The 18,139-nt window shown below is 60.1% G+C and carries 10 protein-coding genes; all 10 read right to left on the reverse strand.

Going from position 1 to position 18,139, the window contains the following annotated elements; all coding sequences use genetic code 11:
- Nucleotides 1-37: 37 nt before the first annotated feature.
- The gene (locus tag BLU78_RS03965; RefSeq protein ID WP_231290857.1) at nucleotides 38-1,756 is read right to left on the reverse strand and encodes a PKD domain-containing protein; all 1,719 of its coding nucleotides are present in this window, start codon (nucleotides 1,754-1,756) and stop codon (nucleotides 38-40) included.
- Nucleotides 1,757-1,774: 18 nt separating this feature from the next.
- The gene (locus BLU78_RS03970) at nucleotides 1,775-3,127 is read right to left on the reverse strand and encodes a PKD domain-containing protein (RefSeq protein ID WP_010263079.1); all 1,353 of its coding nucleotides are present in this window, start codon (nucleotides 3,125-3,127) and stop codon (nucleotides 1,775-1,777) included.
- 12 nt (nucleotides 3,128-3,139) lie between these two features.
- Nucleotides 3,140-4,612, reverse strand: coding sequence for a hypothetical protein (locus BLU78_RS03975; protein ID WP_010263077.1), 1,473 nt, complete (start codon nucleotides 4,610-4,612; stop codon nucleotides 3,140-3,142).
- A 2-nt stretch (nucleotides 4,613-4,614) separates the two neighbouring features.
- Nucleotides 4,615-6,066 (reverse strand): hypothetical protein, encoded by a 1,452-nt coding sequence (locus BLU78_RS03980; RefSeq protein ID WP_026020749.1) that lies wholly within the window; start codon nucleotides 6,064-6,066, stop codon nucleotides 4,615-4,617.
- 4 nt (nucleotides 6,067-6,070) lie between these two features.
- Complete coding sequence (locus BLU78_RS03985; RefSeq protein ID WP_010263074.1) at nucleotides 6,071-7,060, reverse strand: DUF1735 domain-containing protein; 990 nt, start codon at nucleotides 7,058-7,060, stop codon at nucleotides 6,071-6,073.
- 27 nt (nucleotides 7,061-7,087) lie between these two features.
- Nucleotides 7,088-8,902, reverse strand: a complete 1,815-nt coding sequence (locus BLU78_RS03990) for a RagB/SusD family nutrient uptake outer membrane protein (RefSeq protein ID WP_026020748.1) — start codon at nucleotides 8,900-8,902, stop codon at nucleotides 7,088-7,090.
- An 11-nt stretch (nucleotides 8,903-8,913) separates the two neighbouring features.
- Nucleotides 8,914-12,081 carry a SusC/RagA family TonB-linked outer membrane protein gene (locus BLU78_RS03995; protein WP_229096273.1) on the reverse strand — a complete coding sequence of 1,056 codons (3,168 nt, stop codon included), beginning with the start codon at nucleotides 12,079-12,081 and terminating at the stop codon, nucleotides 8,914-8,916.
- 25 nt (nucleotides 12,082-12,106) lie between these two features.
- Nucleotides 12,107-13,963 (reverse strand): RagB/SusD family nutrient uptake outer membrane protein, encoded by a 1,857-nt coding sequence (locus tag BLU78_RS04000; RefSeq protein WP_229096272.1) that lies wholly within the window; start codon nucleotides 13,961-13,963, stop codon nucleotides 12,107-12,109.
- Nucleotides 13,964-13,983: 20 nt separating this feature from the next.
- Nucleotides 13,984-17,196 (reverse strand): SusC/RagA family TonB-linked outer membrane protein, encoded by a 3,213-nt coding sequence (locus tag BLU78_RS04005; RefSeq protein WP_044106499.1) that lies wholly within the window; start codon nucleotides 17,194-17,196, stop codon nucleotides 13,984-13,986.
- 272 nt (nucleotides 17,197-17,468) lie between these two features.
- On the reverse strand, nucleotides 17,469-18,077 hold the full coding sequence (locus tag BLU78_RS04010; RefSeq protein ID WP_010263065.1) for a hypothetical protein: 609 nt from the start codon (nucleotides 18,075-18,077) through the stop codon (nucleotides 17,469-17,471).
- Nucleotides 18,078-18,139: the final 62 nt, after the last annotated feature.

Genomic DNA, 18,139 nt, shown 5'->3' on the forward strand with positions numbered 1-18,139 from the left:
ACAGGACGGAGGCCGCAGGGTATGTCTGCGTTCCCGGTTATTCGAGGAACTCGATATCGTCGTAATAAACGGTCCGGTTGTTGGTTTCGGCGTCGAAACCGCTCATCCCGCCGGCGCTCATGTTCACCAGAGGCCGGAACTGAACCTGGTTGAACTCGCTGCAATTGCTGAACCCGTATCCGCAGCCCTCCAGATCATACACAAATTCGTTCCAATCGTCGGTTTTGACGAGCTTCTTCCACTCCGCCGCCGAAGCGTTGTTGTTCGCAAACGCCTGCCCGTTGATCTTGCAAGGCATCTTATTGGGCTGTCCCGAACCGCCTTCCGGAGTTTTCGGAATGAGCATACGCGGATAATACTCGTTTTTGCCCAGATAAATCCGAATCCGGATCGCCTTGTATTTCACGCGCTCGGCCCCGGAGAGCTTCTTATCGAGATAAACATCGAAAAAGGCCGATGTACCCGTCGTCGTCGCCGACATGTCCACCTTCAGCACCTTACCGCTCGGATTGGCAGTTGTCGGATAGGGATTGTTGACAATCGACAACGAACCCTTGTTACCCTCCTTGATGTAGTCCGATGCAAGCGACGACAGGGTCTCGAAATTCTCGAACATATAGCCGGCACCCGCTTCGCTCACCTCGACGGTCCACGAGGCGGTCTTCTCCTCGCCCTTGGCGTTGACACCCTTATAGGTCACCGTATAGGTTCCGGCGGCATCGAACGCATGCCTGAACTCCGCGGTCGCCGACACCGCGTCGCCGCCGACTTTCCATTCGTGCACGAGGCCCGTTCCGCCGCCCTTCACCGTCGCCGTGATGACCACCTCGTCACCCGCGGCACTCCGGAGCGTCGAACCGTCGGCCTTCGAAAACTCGATCTCCAACGGTTTCTCCTCGACCCCGACCGTCCACGACGAAGTTTTTTCCTCGCCCTTGCCGTTGACGCCCTTGTAAGAGACCGTAAAGGTTCCTACCTCGTCGAACTTCTGTTTGAACTCCGCAGTCGTAGACACCACGTCGCTGCCGACCTTCCATTCGTGCACGAGGCCCGTTCCGCCGTTCTTCACCGTCGCCGTGATGGCCACCTCGCTGCCCTGCACGCAGGAGATCACAGCATCGGTTACCGAGAATTCGATCTCCAGCGGCAGTTCGTCGACCGTTACGGTCCACGTGCGGTTCACCGACACCTCGTCGGCATTCACGCCGCGGTAGGTCACCGTATAGGAACCCATCTTGCCGAAGGTGTATTTGAACTCCGTGGTCGTCGAAACCACCTCGTCATCGACTTTCCATTCGTGCACGACCTCCTTGTCGCCGGCCACGACCGTCGCCGAGATGAGCACCTCCTCGCCCGGCAGGCAGGAGACGGTCTCCTCCTCGTTCGAGAACTCGATCCCGAGGGGCGATCCCTCGACCGTCACCGAATAGTCCTTCTCGACCTTTCCGACCGTGTTCGAGGCCTCGAAATGCACGTCATAGGTGCCTTTGGCCCGGAACACATAGGTCATCGAAGCCGTCGCGGCCATCAGTTTCCCGTCGACGAACCAACTGCAACTGAGCGGCCCGGGGCTTTCGATCACCGCCTCGAAACGCACGGCGTCGTCGACATAGGCCGACACGGCCGATTCCGTGACGGGAAAGGTCACCTGCGGCATGACGGCCGGCTGTTCGTCCGTCGTGTCATCGCCGCCGCATCCCCACAGCGCAGCCAGTCCCATCAGCAGGACCGCCTGCATCCAAATTATCTTTTTCATCGTCATTCGTATTTCAGTTTACTCCAAAAACTCGATATCGTCGATATACACCGTGCGGGTGTTGGTTTCGGTCACAGGTCCCGAGGCGATATTATTGCCGTTCTCCTGCAGCATCGGGCGGAACGTCAGGTTCTTCGTCGCGTCGAGATTCGAATCGAACTTGTACTCCAATACCTCCCACTCGTCCTTGAACTGCGGCTTGGTCACGGAAGCATACTTTTTCCCGGCATATTCCACACGGGGATAATACTTGTTCTTGCCCAGGTAGACCTTGAACCGGACGCCCGTGTACTTCGTCACGTCGATCTTGTCGACCGGAATCTCTTTCAGCTTCAGGTCGAAATAACCGGACGTTCCGCCCGTGCCGGTAACATTGTCGCGAAGCACCTTCAGACTCGTGTTGATCCCTTCGGGTTTGGGATTGTCCGCCAGTTCGATACCCGGGGTATTCTGTTTCAGGGTCCACCATTTAGGCAGCTCGGTGTAATCCTCGAAATGCTCGAAGAGCGCGCCCGACGGTATGATCGTCACGGTCCACGTGCGGTCCACGGTCTCCTGCTTGGAGTTCACGCCGTGGTAGGCGATCGTGTAGGGGCCCGCGCCGTCGAAAGCGCGGCTGAACACGGCGTCGGTCGAGACCGTCACGCCGTCTACCTTCCATTCGTGCTGCACGCCCGTACCGCCGTATTTCACCGTGGCGATGATCTCCACGACGGCGCCGTCCTTGCAGGAGATCGTCGCGTCCTCGTTCGAGAAGCTGATCTCCAGCGGACGCTCCGTGGCCTGCACTTCGAAACTTTTCCGGAAGGTCCCGGCGGCGTTCGTACCTGCATAGGCCACGGTGTAGACCTTGGCTTCGGGCAGGTCGAAGGTGTCGAAATAGGCTTTGTCCGACTTCACCTCGCCGTCCACCTTCCACTCGTGGACGACATCCGATCCGGCGTCGACGATGGCCATCACCTTCAGGATGTCCAACTGACGGCGCACGATGCGCGTCGAGTCGCCCACCGAAAGGTGCATCTCCAGCACGTCGGCGACCTTCACGGCATAGCTTCTCTCCACTTTCCCGGCGCCGTTGCGGGCCTCGAAGCGCACTTCATAGTCGCCCGGGGCGCTGAAGGTATAGGTCATTCCGGGGGTCGAGGCTTCGAGCGTCCCGTCGACATACCATCCGCAGGTGAGTTTGTCGCCGCTCTCGATATCGGCCCGGAACTCCACCGGATCGCCGACGACAGCCGTCAGCGAGGTCTCCTGCACCGGGAACGTTACCTGCGGCGCAGTGTGCCGCAACGGGGTCACATCCTCCTCGCAGCCCCACAGCGCCACGATCCCCAGCAGCAGAATTATTTTTGATTTCAACAGGGTTTTCATAATCGGTCGGTTTTATTGCGCATCGTAAAAGCGGGTCAGCTGATAGACATTGCCGTTCAGCTCCTCCATGTTGTCCAGCAGGGGCGAATAGTATTGGAAATCCCAGGTCACCATGCCCTTGTTCGAGTCGCGGTTCGAGGGATCGGTGTTCAGGTTCTCGGGATCGTTGTCCTGATAGGTGAACCAGTGCCAGCCCACGCAAACCTTGCTTTCGATGAGTTTAAGCGCGAAATTCTGGTAGAAATAGCCGCGCTCGGCCTGCGTGCGGACGTTCCATCCGGCCCCGGTGGTGTTCGGCAGCTCCGAATCCTCGCCCTTGGTGTAGAACTCCGTCACGAAGAACGGCTTCCCGGACCACGCGCCCCAGTTCTGCACGGCCTGTGCATCGGGCTCCCATTTCTGGTAATGGTTGATCGAGAGAATGTCCATGTACTTGCCGGCGGTCTTGAACATCTCGTCGTTCACCAGTTCGTAGTTCCACTGGTTGAAGCGGCAGCCCAGATAGAGGTGGTTGGGATCGTACTTTTTGATCGCCTTGGTCACCTTCTCCAGATAGACCTCCAGACAGTAGGCGATGAAGGCGCGGCGGTCGGCCGCCGTAGCCTCGGAGAGTTTCGCCCCGACCTTGCCTTTGCGCTGGTCGAGCCACTCCTGGGCCTTCTGGTGGTTGATGTGCGTAGCGGGCCACTTCTCCAGACAGCGGTCCAGCGCATAGTCCTTCCACGGAATCTCGTTGTCGGTGAAATAACCGATGCAGTAGGGATCGTCCTTGTAGGCGGAAATTGTCTTGATCTCGCTCTCGACATACTCGTCGAACTTGGGATGGAACACCATCGCAAAGTCGTTGGGATAACCCTCCCAGCCCGACCAGCTCGCGTCGGCCTCCTCACCCGAGGATTTGATGTAGCTGTTGAGCTTGCCCATCGGGCTGACGATCACCGTGTAGGGCATCGGCTCGGTGAGTTTGCGCACGGTCGACACATTCGACCACGCTCCCAGGCCGTTGAACCCGCGGGCCTTGAGCATCGAGGTCTCCTGGCGGGCCCACTCCGAGGTCGACCCGAACTTCTCCAGCAGTTTGGCCTGCTGGCGGTCCGAACCGCCGGCGCTGAACACGGCCACGCCCTTGCAGATGTAGAGGTTGCCTTCGGGAGTTATCATCCACCAGCGTCCGCCGATCTGCTGCGTGCGGAAAAAGCCGGTCGCCTGCAGCGAAGAGACCTTCCAGCCGCCGTATTTGTCGGTGGCGGGGTCTTCACCGGGCGTGAAGCCGTGGATGCGGTCGACCGTGTAGGCGAGGTAGTCGCCCCACGCCGAGGTCTTGTTCTTGCGGGCGCGCACCTGATGCGGCGGCTCCACGTCCGAGGGCGTATCGCCGCCGGAGGGATAAACTTCGGGCAGCGCATAGGTCTTGTCTTCCGCGCAGCCGGCGGCCAAAAGCGCGGCGGCTGCGATCAAAAGCAGGTATTTCAGCGATTTATTCATGGCTATTTGGTCGTTTTTCGGTTTTCTTCAGCCTTCTCCGCATCCAGATGGCGGATCAGCCGGAAGGTGCAGTCGTTCAACTGCTTCATCTCGTCTAACAGTACGGTGTAGGGCTCGAAGTTCCAGGCCACGACGCCCTTGTTCGAATCGCGGTTCGAGGGGTCGGTCTTCAAATTCTGGGGATCGTTGTCCATGTAGGTGAACCAGTGCCAGCCCACACAGTTGCCGCTGCGCAGCAGCTCCGTCACGAAATTCTGGTAGAACCAGCCGCGGTCGGCCTGCGTCCGCACGTTCCATCCGGCTCCGGTGTTGTTCGGCAGTCCCGAATCCTCACCCTTGGTATAAAACTCGGTGATGATGAACGGCTTGCCCGACCACTTCTCCCAATCGGCCATCCACGCGGCGTTGGGTTCCCACAGCCGGTAGTGGTTGATCGAAATCACATCCATATACTTGCCGGCCACGGCGAAAATCTCCGGACTGGCCATCTCCTGACGGTGCTGGTTGAAGCGGCAGCCCAGGTAGAGGTGGTTGGAATCGTACCTGCGGAGCGCTTCGGTGACCTTGCGCATGTAGGTATCAAAATAGAAGGCCTGGAACGCCTTGCGGTCGGCATCGGTGATCTCCGCCGCCGGAGCGTCCTTCACGCCCTTGCGCTCGTCGTACCACTTGCGGACGGCGATGTAGGCATCCTCGTCGTGCGCCAGCAGCGTCAAGTGGCGGTCCAGCGCATCGTTGACCCACGGCAGCTCGTTGTCGGTGAAATAACCCAGCAGGTACTTGTCGTCGCGGTATTTGGCGATGGGCGCGACAGCCCGGTCGATCACCGCGTCGAACCCGGGGTCGAAGACCATCGCCAGGTCGAAGCGGTAACCCTGCCATCCGGCCTGCTTGTACTTGCCGCCGAAGTGCCTGCGGTGCTGCCCGTGGTACATGCCCATCGGATTTACGATCACGGTGTAGGGCATCGGGCGCTCCGACTCGCGGACCGTGTTCACGTCCGACCAGGCTCCCAGCCCGTTGAACCCGTAGCGGCGCAGCATCTCCTGCTGGTCGGCGGCCCATGCGGCGCGCGTCCCGAACTTCTCTTCGAGGGCCTTTTTCTGGCGGTCCGAACCGCCCGTCGTGAAGACGGCCACGGCCTTGTGGATAAAGGGCCATCCCTCGGGGTCAATCAGCCACCATCGGTCGCCGATCTTCTGCGTGCGGAAGAATCCGGTAGCCTCCTGCCGGTCAACCATCCAGCCGCCGTAGACGCTCTGTTTGGGATCGCTTTTCCGGCAGTTGAAACCCGGAAGGCGATCGACGGTCTTCGCCTCGTAGCTCTTCCATTCGGGTTTCTGCGCATTCTCCCGGGCCTCGACCCGCCGGTACTCCGGGGACTTGGCCGCGAGGCTTCCGGCGACCAAGACGGCGGCCGCCAGGAGCGTCAGTCTGTTCATGAGTCGTTTCATACGGCTATTCGTAGTTACCGGGGTTCTCGTCCTGCCACTCGTTCACGCCGTCGCGCACGCGGTTGCGGAACGTCAGCGTATCGGTGGCGTGGTAGGTCAGTCCCTCCTTCACGTATTTGTACTTCAGGTAAATCCTGCGGTTTTGCAGCAGCTTCGCGCGGTTGAACGAGCAGTCGCCGTCGGCCTCGACCACATAGTCGGCGCCGTCCGCGGCGCTCACCGTGATCGCCCCGCCCTCGCCCTGCGTCAGCGTAAGCTGGGCCTTCGAGCCGTTCAGTTCGCCGCCCACGGCGTTGGCCGTCAGGGAGAACGGCGCCACGGTGGTCAGCGTCCAGACGCGCGTCTCGGGCTGCGGGACGGTCGTATAGTAGGCGATGCGGTTGACCTCCGCGCCCGAAGCGTCCGTCACGATGGTCTCGCCGCCGTGCCAGTAGTTGCCGAAGAGCATGTTCTCGTACCGCACGCCGACTACCGAGGTGGCTTTGTCGGCCATCAGGTCGGTGCCGTTGCCGTCGGTCAGGTGCAGGGGGATCACATATTTGGGCAGCGTGCGCGAAGCGTCGGCGAGGAATTTCGCGGAGTCGATTTTGATGACGATCTGCCCTAGGTGCGAACCCTGGCGGATCGTCACGCGGCCGTCGGTGCCACCCTCGGGCAGCAGCTTATACTCCTCGGCCGGCAGCGCCTCGAGCGAGCTGAGCGACTTGGTGAGATTCTGGATATAGGAGAAGACATGGGTCTTCATCGCCTGCAGCGTCGCGTCGCTGACCAGCGAATAGTCGATCTCGAAGCTGATCGGACGGTCCACGGAGTTCTCGATCGTGCCGCCCAGCGCCACGCCCGTGGAGAACTTCATGCCCTCGCCCACGATGACCGAGCGGACGTCGGTCTGGTTGGCGAACCCCACGGCCTGCGTGTCGTTGTCCTTCACATAGTCGTCGTAACACGATGTCAGCGTGACGGTCGCAGCCAATATGAACAGGTATTTTTTCATGGTTTTACAGTTTTTCCGGGTTATGATTTACTGCCAGTTCTCCCAGCCTTCGTTCTGCACGAGGCCCTTGACGTTGAGCATCTCCTTGTAGGGGATCGGGAGGTAAGCCGATGTGAACGAGCGCTTTTCGACCACGTGGTTGAAATTATACTCGAAGTCGCCGTTCAGCTGGCGCGTAACCTGCACGCCGTGCACCTCGCGGTTCAGCTCGCCGAGCGTCGTCGTCCAGCGGCGCAGGTCGAAGAACCACGTGCCTTCGAAACAGGTCTCGATGCGGCGCTCGTTGCGCAGGAACTTGTCGAAAGCCTCCTTGCCGGCCAGCGACACCTGCTCCAGATAGGGATCGGTTTTGATACCCTCGGCGCCGTCGTAGGTCGTGCGGCTGCGCAGGTAGGCGATGGCCTCGCGGGCCGTCAGGCCGTCGATCGGGGCGTTGGGGCCGCCGACCTGGTTGGCCGCCTCGGCGAAAGCCAGCACCATGTGGGCCCAGCGGATAAAGAACTTCGAGTGCGGCATCTTGTTGACCGAGGTCTCGGACCAGTTGAGGCCCATGTAGACGAACTTTTTGATGTGGTAGTTCGTCAGCGAGTTCTTCGAGCTGGTACCGGCCGCATCCTTGCCGCCGTTGGACCAGTTCTCGAAATTGTAGGTCTTGCCCGTCTGTCCCGTAACCACCGAACGGCCGTTGTAGAAGATCACGCTGTAAAAACGCGGGTCGCGGTTGAGGTAGGGATTCGCGGGATCGTAGGCATATTCGGGCGACTCGCCGACCGGATAACCGTCGGCCATGCCGAAAGCATCGACCAACTCCTGCGTGGCGCCCATCGCACCGTTGCCCTGAAAACCGCCCGGATAGAAGGCGCGTTCCATGTCGTCGTTCGACGACTTGTAGCGCGAACCGTAGACGATCTCGGGGTTATTGGGGTCGCACCAGTCGACCTGCCGGCCGACGGAGAAACCGCCGGAAACGTTGTCCACCGTCATTTTGAAATCCATCACCTCCTTGGCATATTCGGCGGCCTTTTGCCAGCGTTCCACATCGCCGTCGGGATTGAAGCGCGGGCTGGCCCACGTGAGGCAGACCAGCGCCTTGATGGCCACGGTGCTGATGCCGTCGAGGCGGCCCCAGTTCTGGGCGCCCATCACCCGGCGGTCGTCGGCGTTCGGCACCAGGAAATCGCGGTGCGCGATCGGCAGGTACTTGTAGGCCGAATCGCAGTCGCGCAAGATCTGCGCCACGCACTCGTCGTAGGTGTTCCGCTCGAAGCGCAGGTCGCGCATCTCCTCGGGCGACATCTCCCAGACGCGCACGGGTTCGAGCAGAATGGGATACCCCAGCAGGCGGCCGTCCGTACCGCGTCCTCCGAACTTCTGCAGCAGGTCCCACTGGAACCACGCGCGCAGGGCGTAGGCTTCGCCCCAGAGGCGGTTGCGAAGCAGTTCGTCGAGGTGGTCGTCGAGCATGTAACGCATGTTCAGCCCGCGGTTGTCCTTGAGGAACATGTTGACGTTGTAGATGCCCTTGTAGTCGCGGTCCCAATAGGTCTCGAACGGGTCGTTCGTGGGGCTCGTGACGCCGACGGCGAAACGCCGCAGGACATCGGTCGTCGAGGTGCGCACGGCGTTGTCCGTGGCGCAGTCGAGGTAGGCGCCCTCGTTGTCGTTGTAGTTCTGGGCCATGTAGTCGTAGCACTTGCCGATGAGGCCCTGCATCGTCGTCGGGTTGGTCAGGATGTAGTCCTCCGAGCGGATCGCACTGGGATAGGGATCGAGGAAATCGCTGCATGCCCCCGTCGCGCCGGCTGCGGCCACGGCCAATATCTGAAATAAGATTCGTTTCATCGTCGTCTCAATTAGAAAGTTAACTTAATGCCTGCCACGAAGGTACGCATCAGCGGATAGTTCGTAAGTCCGGAGCTGAGGGCCTCGGGGTCGACATCTTTGATCTTCGAGATGGTGCAGAGGTTGTTGCCGCGCAGATAGACCCGCATGCGGCGGATCGAGGTGATCCCCAGCCGGTGCACGGGCAGTTCGTAACCCAGCTCGACGGTCTGGATTTTGAAAAATCCGCCGTCCTCCAGCCAGAAGGTCGAAGTCTTGTAGTTGTTGTTGACCTTGTTGTAGGTCAGGCGCGGGTGGTTGGGATTGCCGGCGTTGCGAAGCGTGTACTTCGAATAGTTGCCGTCGCCCCAGCCGTTCCAGAAGTAGTCGTTCGTCAGCGCCAGGTCGTAGAAGGCGCGCCCCGTGCCCACCACCGTCAGGTCGAAATCGCGGTAGCGGAGGTTGACGTTCACACCGTAGATCATCTTGGGCGTCGAGTTGCCGATGACGCAGAAGTCGTTGTCGTCGATCTGGCCGTCGCCGTTCATGTCCTCGTATTTGAGATCACCCTTTTGCAGTTTGTCGTCGAAGAGCTGCGGCACGGCGAGCGTCTCCTCGTCGCTCTGGAACTGCCCGATGTAGCGCAGGCCCCAGATCGAGGAGGCCGAATAGCCGACCTTCGAACGGTAGGCGTCCTTGTAGTCGAGCTCGTCGGCGCGAAGCACCTTCGAAGCCTGGAACGCAGCCCAGCCGTTGACCGAATAGGAGAAGTCGCCGGCACGGTCGCGCCAGCCCAGCGCCAGCTCATAGCCCTGATAGCGGGTCTTCTCGTAGTTCATCCAGAGCGATCCCGACGAAATGCCGGCCAGCAGCGGCAGGACGTTCTTCATCTCGGTGACGGGACCGTCGGAAAGCGTGTTATAGTAGTTGAGTTCGAAACTCAGCCGGCGGCGGAGGGCAAGTCCCTCGATACCGACCGTGAACTCGCGGCGCTTCTCGAAACGCAGGTTGGGATTGCCCAACATCTGCGCATAGAGCCGGTCGACGGCGTTGCTCGTAGTGCTTCCGAACCACTGGTTGTTCGTGTGGGGGCCGAACTTCTGTCCGTCGCTGTCCCACTTGTAGTTGTCGACGTCGCGGTTGGCCGACATCGAACCGTCGTAGTAGAGGATGCCGCCCTCGGCGCGCAGCTTCAGGAAGTCGATGCCGCGGAGGTTCTTCATGAAATTCTCCTCGGAGACGATCCAGCCCAGACCCACCGACGGCGATGCCGACCAGCGGTTGTTGAGCAGCGCATAGGTTCCCTGATAGCTGCAGGCCGCCTGCACGAGGTAACGGCCGTCGTAGGCATAGCGGGCGCCGAAGCCGAAGGTCATCTCGCGGCGGTGCTCGGTGATGAACTTCTGCGAACGCTTGGTAATCATATAAGAGGCCGAAGCAGCGACGGCGTGGCGGCCGAAGGTGCGGTCATAAGCGAATTTCTGTACGAAATAGAACCGGTTCGAAAAATAGTCGAGCAGTTTGGTCTTGTTGGCCATGGCCTTCACGCTGTGGCTGCTGCTCTGCTCGGGGATCATCGCATCGTAACCGTTCTCGTCGATACCCTTGTTCAGGATGTAGGCCGCATAGTCCTCGGCCGTACCCAGACGCACGAGGTTCGTGGCGTCGTAGGCGCCGTAGGTCATCGACGTGAGGCCCGGGGTGAGGAACGAGAAATCGACATCCACGCCCACGTTGATCAGCCCCTTGCGGATGGTCTCGGTATAGGCGCCGTTCTCGAGGATATTGGCCACGGGATTCTGCTTGTAGAGCGACGAGACGGCGTACCACGGCGACTCGAGCGAAGGATCGTTGTTGGCGTAAATCGGGAACGAGATGCCCGGCGTGGTGTTGATGTCGCTGATGATGTCGGGGAACTCGGTCACGCCGAGCGTGGTGTTCGACGAGGCGTCCTCGCTCGAGTAGTTCGAGCTGTAACCGTAGTTGGACGACTTGCGGATGCCCATGGTCGAAACCAGGCCGAAGCGCGCCCGAATGTAACGGTGCAGTTTGATGTCGAGGTTGGCGTTGATGTTCACGCGGTTGTAGTTCGCCGCGGGACCGATCTTGTAGATGTCGTCCTCGCCGGCGTACCCCAGGAAGGCGAAGTAGCGCACCAGGTCGTTGCCGCCTCCCGAGGAGACGTTGGCTTTGGTATAGTACATCGTGTTTTTGAGCATCATGTCGCGAAAATCGACGCTCGGATTCCACTTGTCGTAGGGATCGTTCTTGGCATAGGCCGCCACGTCGTCGCGCGAATAGAGCATGTCGAGGCCGCTGTTGTTGCGGGCGATGTTGTTCAGGCGGGCATAATCGGCGCCGCTGACATACTCGGGCATGCGGTCGACGGTGTTCACGCCGCCCTCGACGTCGACCGTCAGGTAACGGTCGTTGTAACGGCCGCGCTTGGTCTTAATATAGACGATACCGTTGGCGGCCGAAGGGCCGTAGAGGCTCTTTTCGAGCACGTCGCGGACGATGGTGACCGACTCGATCTGCTGGGGATCGAGCGGCGTCTCGTCGATCTGTACGGGAATGTCGTCGACCATGTACATCATCTGCTTGCCGCGGGTCGTGACGCTTACGCGCGTCGAGGCTCCGTACTGGCCGATGTGCTCCAGCGGATTGACGCCGGGGCCGCCGAATTTCTCGGCAACCTCAACGCCGCTGGCCAAACCCGTCAGGGCGTTGCGGATATCGGTCGAGGAGTATTTCTCGAGCTCCTCGCCGCGGATAACGATGGAGCTGCCCACCGAATAACGCTTTTTAAGGGTGGTGTAAGGCAGCGGAATGTCGTCGTTCTCGCCGGCCAGCAAAATCGCGGGAGTCAGCGTCACCTGCGACGACTCGGCCAGGGCGCTGCCCAGTGCGCGGACAGGGGTGAAACCCTCGGCCGAAACCGTCACCAGGTCGCGGGGCGCGACGGAAAAGACGATGCGGCCCGCCTCGTCGGCCCTCAGGTGCCGCACACCCTCACCCACGGTGAAACCGGCGTTCGGGACGGGCTTTCCGTCGGGCGTGACCACCGCGACGGAGACGTCGACCCGCCGGGGCTGCGCCTTGCGTGCCTGCGCCGCAGCCGGGCTGAACCACGCCGGGAGGATCAGCAGCATGCACAGCAGCGCAGCGTATTTGGACTGTGAAAACAAAATATGTTTCATAAATTCTCTCATTATACGATTAACACTACCACGCCTCGTTGGGTACGTAGTTCTTCATTTTGAGCAGGTCGCTCGTCTGGAACTGCACGTAGTACATGCCGTCGTTCTTCCAGGCGATCTGACGGTTCGAAGGCAGCTCGAAGCGCTCGTAACGGAAGCCCGTGGGATACTGCGCCGTAGCTCCCGCCTTGAGTTTGGTGACACGCATGCCCGTCAGCCGCGTGCGGTGGATCGAGGGGGCGTCCTTCCAGCGGCGGATGTCGCAGAAATAGTGGTAGCCTTCGAAGCAGAGCTCGACCGTGCGCTCGTTTTTGATGCGCGGGCGCAGGGCGTCCTTGTCGGTCGTGTAGGTGTCGAGCACGGCCGGCATCCCCACCCGGTCGCGGACCTTATTCAGCGCATAGAGAGCCGTCCATTCCGCATCCGCGTCCGGAGCCTTTCCATTGGGACCGTAGGCCTCGTTGGCCGCCTCGGCATAGTTGAGGAAAACCTCCGCCAGACGGATGATCGGGTCGGTCAGCAGCAAGTTCTGCACACCCTTGTTCGAGAGGGCTCCCGTACGCTTCTGCTCGTAGTAGAAAGTCTCCGAAACACCGTCCTCGCTGCCGCTGCGCTTCTGGATCAGCGATCCCGAAGGCAGGCTGCCGTCCTCGTTCACATAGATCGAGGCGTTGCCGTAGCCCTGCACCGGCTTCTGGTTGTAGATCACCACGAAATCGAAACGCGGATCGCGGTTCGTGTAGGGGTTCTGCTCGTTGTACTGCCCGGCAGCGGTCGCTGCGGCACGCTCCTCGGGGGTGTTGAGCGGCCAACCGCCGGCGGTCTCGAACTTGTCGACGAAATTCTGCGTCGGGCACTGTCCCGAGCTGAAGGCGTTGTTCGAGAAGCAATAGGGCACGAAAGCCTGCACGCGGTCGTTGTTGTAGTTGGTCGTGCTGCCGCTCGTATAGGCCCACAACTGCTCGTTGGTGTATTTCGTACCGTAGAAGTTGTCGGTATACTTCTCCTTGGCAAGCAGGAGGTAGCCGTAGTCGAGCGCACTCTTCAGCGCCGTCCAGTTGGCTTCGGCAGCCTCCTCCCAGCGGGAGATGTCGTTTCCGGGGTTGCTCAGCGGGCTGGCGGCATAAAGCAGTGCACGGCCCTTCATGGCCAGCGCCGTCACGCCGTTGGGTTTGTCCTGGTCCGAAGCCGAGAGGTGGCCCGTGCCCGAAGCCGGGTCGCGGCGCATCAGTCCGGCCTGGTCGAAGATATCGGCTGCGGTCTGGAAATCGGCGGCGATGCGATGCAGCATGTCGTAGTCCGACAGGCGCGGCAGGTCCCACTCGTCCTCCGAGCCCATCACCTTGTCGATGTAGGGCAGCGAACCGTAGAGACGGAAGAGTTCGAAATGGCAGTAGGCGCGCACGAAATAGGCCTGAGCCAGCAGGTCCTTCTTCTCACGGTCGGAGGCGTCCTGCAACATGTCGATGTTGCGGATGGCCATGTTGGCCACGCGGATCGACTTCCACGAATAGGGAACCTTCGCGGTCTTCGACTCGGTGTTGTAACCCGTGGCATAGGTCACGGTCGAACCGTCGCCCATCCTGCCGGGCTGACAGCGCTGGATGCGGGTCATGTCGCACATGTCCGTAAGGCCCTCCATCGTGTATTTCTGGTTGTTGCCGGCGAACCACAGCGGATAGTGCGCCTTGATGTTGAAGTTCGAGCCGTTGTAGACTGCGTTGAAATAGCTTTTGAAGTTGGCGTACTTCGAGAAAACCTCCTTTTCGTCCAGTCCGGCGTCGGGCGCCTTGTCGAGATATTCGTTCAGGCACGAAGTGCTGCCTGCGGCAACCGCCGCCAGCATCGCCCAACTCAATACCTTTGTCAATATATGTTTCATGGTCTGTTTGCGTTTTTGGGTTAGAACGATACCTGAAGACCCAGTTTGACGGTCATCATCTGCGGATACTGACCCCACACGAGGTACTTGTTTTCGGGATCGCCCTCGAGCAGGTCGGTGAAGGTCAGCAGGTTGTTGCCCGTGGCGTACACCTTCAGGGCACGTACGCCCAACGCCTGCCTGATCTTCGGGCCGCTCCAGGTGTAACCGACCGAAACCTCCTTCAGCCGCAGGTAGTCGGCGCGGCGCCACGAGCGGCCGGCGATCTTGGCGTTGTAACCGCCCGTCGTCGCACTCTCGTTGTAGCCCGACCAGTTCATGTTGACCTGCGACGAAGCGGTGTAGTGCACGGCGCCGTGGTTGCCGCCGGGATTCGACGGCGACCAGTAGTCGAGCGACGAAAGGTGCGTGCGGTAGTTGCCCTTGTAGAACTCCCATTCGTACATCTGGTCGAAATTGACCCATTTTTTGGCATAGCCCTGGAAAAGGACGTTCACATCGAGGCCCTTCCATTTGAAGCCGGCGTTGAAGGCATAGGCGATCGGGGGATTGAGCGAACCTTCCATGCGTGCGAGGTCGTCCTTGTCGATCTTGCCGTCGCCCGTGAAGTCGAGGAACTTGTAGTCGCCGACCACCACGTCGCTGACCTTGCCGGGCAGGAAGTTGCTGTGAATGTCGTCCACCGACGTCAGGTAACCGTTGCCCACGAGGTATGCGCCGCTGAGCTGTGCGCCCAGGGCCGTCCCCACCTTACGCTGGTGCGCGAGGGCGTAGAGGGCGTCGTCGGCGTAGAGGATGCGGTTCTCGTTGAACGAGAAGTTACCGCCCAGGAAGATCGTCCAATCCTTGTTCAACTGCCTGCGGTAAGAGAGTTCCAGCTCGATGCCGTGCTTTTTGATCTTACCCTTGTTGAGTTCTTTCGAGGTATTGCCGATCCACATCGGGGTCGTGTTGTCCACCGAAATAAGCATCTTGTCGCGCTTCTCGTCGAAGAGGTCCACGCTCAGGTGAAGTTCGTCCCGGAAGAAGCTCATCTCGATACCCAGGTCGCGTTTCATGGCCTGCTCCCACTGCACCGAACTGTTGGCGATCTTGTCCTCGACGATGTTGCCGTTGGAGTCCTTCGAAAATTCGCTCATGTAGAGCCAGCGGTTGTTGGCGTAATCGCTGCCGACCAAACCCTGCGAATAGCGGAGTTTCAGCTTGCTGAACCACGGTTTCAGCGGCTCGAAGAAACGCTCCTCCGAAACCACCCATCCCACGGCGCCCGAGGGGAAGAAACCGAAGCGGTTGCCCGGGGCGAAACGCTCCGAACCGGTGTAACCCATGTTGACCTCGACGAGATACTTGTGGGCGAAATCGTAGGTGGCACGCGCCACGATGGCTTCGTTGTAGTAGGGGAAATCCGACCCCTTGTCCTGCTCCTGCCGGTTGAAGAGCACCAGGCCCGTCACGTTGTGGCGGCCGAAGGTGCGGTTGTAGTTGAGCGAGAGATCGTAGTAGAGGTCGAGGTAGTAGCCGTCCTGCAATGCGTTGCCGGCCGTGGTGTAGACCGGATTGGGCACGTAGAGGTAGCCGTTGTCGCCCGTGCGGCGCCATGCGTTCTCGTCGGTGCCGATCTTCGAGAAATCGAGGTACCAGGCCGGCCGGTCGTACTCGGTGCGCAGGGTCGTATATTTATAATAAGTGCTCAGCGACACCTTGCCCTGCACCGAGAGCCCCTTGGTGATGAAATCGAGTTTCTGGTTAAGGATGATGTCCGAGAAGAGCTTGGAATCGGTGAGCTGGATGAAGCGTCCGCGCATCATCTGGTAATAGGGGTTTCCCGTGGTCTGGTCGGCCTCGCTGATCAAACGGTCCTCCACGACGCCCGGATAGTCCAGGTCGGGAACCTCCTCCAACACCCACGAGGGGTAATACATCGGGTATTTGGCCGTCGAGCTGCCGAAGATGTATTTCCACATGCCGTCGTCGCCGTCCTGCGGCTGGGGCTTGTTCTTAATGCCGACGTTGCCGCCCAGTTTGAACGACACGACGGTCGTCGGGGTGACGTTGAAATCGACGTTGGTGCGGAAGTTGAAGCGGTTGTAATAGTAGCGCGAGTCGATCTTGCCGTCGTTCACGCCTTTGAATATGGAGCCTTCGTGCGCATAGCCCACCGACGCGAAATACTTCACGAAGCGCGTACCGCCCTGGATGTTGAAGTTGGCGTTGATCGTCGAGGCGAACGAGTCGGTCATTTCGTCCAACCAGTTCACGTCGGGATAGCGCAGCGCGTTGAGACGCGACGAAGGACGGCGGTACTCGTTGAGATCCGCCTGCGAAGTGAGCGAATCGAAGAGCTGGTCGTTCATCTTGGCCACGTTCATCAGCGACATCGTCCGGTAAGAATCGATATGCTTGGGGGTGTTGATCGGCATGGCGAAACCCGTCGAGAACGAAAAGTCCATCTTCGGCTTGCCCTCCTGACCGCTCTTGGTCGTGACGATGATGACGCCGTTGGCGCCCTTGGCTCCGAACACGGCCGTCGCCGAGGCGTCTTTCAGGACCGAGATGTTAGCCACCTCGTTAGGGTCGATGGTCGAGAAGTCGCGCTCCACGCCGTCCACCAACACCAGCGGGTTGGAGTTGCTGAAGCTCGACACGCCGCGGATCAGGATTTCCGCATCGTTCTGACCCGGCTGTCCCGAGGTCTGGAGCGTCGTGACGCCCGAGAGCTTGCCCGCGAGGGCGTTGGTGATGTTCGACACGCCCGAATCCACGAGAGCGTCGCCCTTAACCTGCGAAATGGCGCCCACGACGCTCTCCTTGCGCTGCACGCCGTAGCCCACGACCACGACGTCGGCAATGGCCGCCGCGTTCTCCTGCAGCGTCACCATATACTGCGTCTGCGATGTCAGCGGCACCAGCAGGGTCTCATAGCCCAGGTAGGAGACCTGCAGACGACCTTTGGCGGGAACCTCCAGCGAGAAGGAGCCCTTCACATCGGTAGTCGTACCGGTCGTAGTACCTTCGACAATCACGTTGGCTCCGATCACCGGCGCACCGGCCTGATCGACCACCGTACCCTGGATACGGTGTTTCGCGGCGGCATTCCCGGCCTGCGCCGCCGCAGCGGACGCAGCGAGGGCTCCCGGCGCCTGCAACAGACACAGCGCCAGAACCAACACGGCGAAGCGCAGTGCGCTCCATCGCCCGGTTCCGGAAATTGCATACTTTGTAGATTTACTCATGTTGATTGGTTTAGGTTATTTGTCTTGTTTCAGCTTGCCATTATTTAAATTTTTAAATAACTATACTCATCCGGTATTGCAAATTTAAAATGAGGCATTCCGGAAGACTGAAACTTGCGTACATCTGATTGAAACAATCATACATTTCTGCAGGATGTGTGCGCGCACACCCGCCCCAAGCAACAAGAGAGACAAAAAAAGGGGACGGATTTCCTATCCGTCCCCGAGAGGGAGATCCCCGGCCGCAAGCGACTGCGAGAGCTTATTTTACCTTATAAAAAGAGTACGGCGAGTACCGAAACGGCGAAACCGCCGCAGAATCCGGCCAACACCTGCCGTCCGTTGTGACACCCCAGGTAGAGGCGCGCCGAAGCCAGCGCCCCGGCACAGAGGATGGCCGCCATGAGCGGCACCATCATATTGCCCACGCCCACGACATTCATCACCACCAGCAGCGCCACGACGGCGCCCATGCCCGTCAGGTGAAGGCTGATCTTCCAGTAGAACGACACCCCGAGGCACAGCAGTTCGCAACAGGCTGCGGCAAGCATGAATTTGCGCAGGAAGATCGCCGAAGGAATCTTTGCAACGGTAATGGCGCAGAGAATATAGCAGAGCGCCCCGACCAGCAGCGGCAGCATCCGCTCGCGCCGGTCGTCGACGCGGTAGTCCGAAATGCGTCCCAGCGACCGCAGCACCCCGAGCGCCAGTACGGGGATGATGACGGCATAGAGCATCACCACCCACAGCAGGTAGAACTTCACGTTCGGGGAGTAATGCGCGAAGGTCGTCATCGTCAGCAGGACGGCCATCATATAGACCGGCAGCAGGAACGGGTGCAGGACCCAGGAGATGCCGGTAGAGATTTTTTTATAGTTCATTTCCAGTTCTTTAATGCCCGCCGTTCAGACGGGCGTCATTGCGAGGAGGACTTTCAGTCCGA

Origin of the sequence: Alistipes timonensis JC136 (genome assembly GCF_900107675.1) — a bacterium.
In the GTDB taxonomy this organism is placed as follows: domain Bacteria; phylum Bacteroidota; class Bacteroidia; order Bacteroidales; family Rikenellaceae; genus Alistipes; species Alistipes timonensis.

Excerpts from the sequence above, each read along its gene's own strand:
- BLU78_RS04000 (WP_229096272.1), bottom strand. The coding sequence starts at position 13,963 with ATGAAACATATATTGACAAAGGTATTGAGTTGGGCGATGCTGGCGGCG.
- BLU78_RS04005 (WP_044106499.1), bottom strand. The coding sequence starts at position 17,196 with ATGAGTAAATCTACAAAGTATGCAATTTCCGGAACCGGGCGATGGAGC.
- BLU78_RS03990 (WP_026020748.1), bottom strand. The coding sequence starts at position 8,902 with ATGAAACGAATCTTATTTCAGATATTGGCCGTGGCCGCAGCCGGCGCG.
- BLU78_RS04010 (WP_010263065.1), bottom strand. The coding sequence starts at position 18,077 with ATGAACTATAAAAAAATCTCTACCGGCATCTCCTGGGTCCTGCACCCG.
- BLU78_RS03975 (WP_010263077.1), bottom strand. The coding sequence starts at position 4,612 with ATGAATAAATCGCTGAAATACCTGCTTTTGATCGCAGCCGCCGCGCTT.
- BLU78_RS03965 (WP_231290857.1), bottom strand. The coding sequence starts at position 1,756 with ATGAAAAAGATAATTTGGATGCAGGCGGTCCTGCTGATGGGACTGGCT.
- BLU78_RS03980 (WP_026020749.1), bottom strand. The coding sequence starts at position 6,066 with ATGAAACGACTCATGAACAGACTGACGCTCCTGGCGGCCGCCGTCTTG.
- BLU78_RS03970 (WP_010263079.1), bottom strand. The coding sequence starts at position 3,127 with ATGAAAACCCTGTTGAAATCAAAAATAATTCTGCTGCTGGGGATCGTG.
- BLU78_RS03995 (WP_229096273.1), bottom strand. The coding sequence starts at position 12,081 with ATGAAACATATTTTGTTTTCACAGTCCAAATACGCTGCGCTGCTGTGC.
- BLU78_RS03985 (WP_010263074.1), bottom strand. The coding sequence starts at position 7,060 with ATGAAAAAATACCTGTTCATATTGGCTGCGACCGTCACGCTGACATCG.